Genomic DNA, 1,324 nt, shown 5'->3' with positions numbered 1-1,324 from the left:
TGCCCAGCCAACTCATGATGACAATCTGACAAGAATTGAATCTTTCCATCCGTCAAAAATAGGTGGCATCGACTTGCAGGATAATGATCATTAACGAGTAAAGATGGCGTAAACGTTGGTTTATTCACATCACCATTAAAATTCCAGGTACTGCCATTGGGGTGTGCGCTTGGGTTTGTGTGATATGGATGCATATATTTACAGCCCGGACATTTAAAGTAGTAAGTGCCATTACTACTTTTCTCTAAATAAGGACTTACTTTTTCCCAGTATTCAGTCATGAGTTCACTCCCATACATTTTTGATAACGATCAACTTGACGGGTCCATACTCCATAGCAGTTGTTGGATCGGATGGAGCAATCGCGCTTGGCCACATATTTCCACTTCAACAATGACTGGCAAGCTTGCACGTATTTGCCCTGCTTTAGATTGCGAAGCATGGATGAACTATTCCAGTTGGCTTGGCCGAAGTTATATGTGAAGTCTAGATAGACGTCATACTCAGTCTGGGATAGCTTCACACCAGGCAGTGATTTACGAAAAGCCACTTCATCTTTTGATACGTGAGCCTTTGCCCACTCTTGAGCTGTCTTTCGAGTTATTGGTGCATCAGTCATTTTGATTGGTTGGCCATTAGGTTTTACCGTTGAGCCAATGCCCTGGGTGACCACACCACCACCATCTTTGTAAGGCTTTGCTGAATAGCCTTCACGTATTTCTAAAGACGTAAAAAAAGCAGCCGAAGCTGCTAATAATGCGACTGAGATTTTAGTCTTGGACATTGCATTCACCATTCGCCTTTCTTAGTGCAATTTGATGTAGTTCATCTGCACGTTTATTTTCCTGTCGCTTGTAATACCAGTTGATTAAGAAACTCATAAAACTCACCAGCAGACCAGCAATTGCGATAACCAAACCCAATGCTGTGACCGGATCTAACCCTAAAAACTTCCCGGATAATCCAGCTATTGAACCGCCAACTGCTGTTTTTGCTGATGCTGAAGTAACTGCTGCACTTGCTTCGGCAATTGCTTGCCCTGTCGTTTCAGACATTTCGCCCCCTAATTTTTGGCAATAAAAAAGCACCTATTTAGGTGCTGTTGGTTGTGTTAATTATTTGGGTGTTCCCTTATAGGTGGTGTGAAGCTCGCAGTATGCCTGCACACACCTTTCGTTATCCGCAAGTCATCAATATAACCATCCAAATGCCAGTTGTTTGGCAGCACACGACCGTTACCTGAGCCAATAGATACATTTGACGTGTTTGGGCTATTAAACGGTATATTGTTTTGAGTGGTTGTTGTTCCTTTTAGGTTTCCGTT

General features: G+C 42.8%; 4 protein-coding genes. All 4 read right to left on the bottom strand.

Annotation, left to right across the window (positions count from 1 at the left end; genetic code table 11):
• Positions 1–281, bottom strand: a 281-nt coding sequence (locus tag ACE01R_RS17765) for a DUF6527 family protein (RefSeq protein WP_395552803.1), incomplete at its 3' end; no start/stop codon positions are given.
• Positions 278–784 carry a lysozyme gene (locus ACE01R_RS17760; protein ID WP_395552802.1) on the bottom strand — a complete coding sequence of 169 codons (507 nt, stop codon included), beginning with the start codon at positions 782–784 and terminating at the stop codon, positions 278–280. The genes ACE01R_RS17765 and ACE01R_RS17760, both read right to left, overlap by 4 nt.
• Complete coding sequence (locus ACE01R_RS17755) at positions 771–1,055, bottom strand: hypothetical protein (RefSeq protein ID WP_395552801.1); 285 nt, start codon at positions 1,053–1,055, stop codon at positions 771–773. The genes ACE01R_RS17760 and ACE01R_RS17755 overlap by 14 nt, the downstream gene beginning before the upstream one ends.
• Before the next feature lie 56 nt (positions 1,056–1,111).
• Positions 1,112–1,324: hypothetical protein (locus tag ACE01R_RS17750; RefSeq protein ID WP_395552800.1), on the bottom strand; the 213-nt coding region annotated here is incomplete at its 5' end.

The organism is Acinetobacter sp. BSP-28 (assembly GCF_044130285.1).
In the GTDB taxonomy this organism is placed as follows: domain Bacteria; phylum Pseudomonadota; class Gammaproteobacteria; order Pseudomonadales; family Moraxellaceae; genus Acinetobacter.
The sequence above is the reverse complement of the archived record's forward strand: the minus strand, read 5'-3'. Positions and strand labels throughout refer to the sequence as shown.

Coding starts and splice junctions, on each gene's coding strand:
- ACE01R_RS17760 (WP_395552802.1), bottom strand. CDS start 784: ATGTCCAAGACTAAAATCTCAGTCGCATTATTAGCAGCTTCGGCTGCT.
- ACE01R_RS17755 (WP_395552801.1), bottom strand. CDS start 1,055: ATGTCTGAAACGACAGGGCAAGCAATTGCCGAAGCAAGTGCAGCAGTT.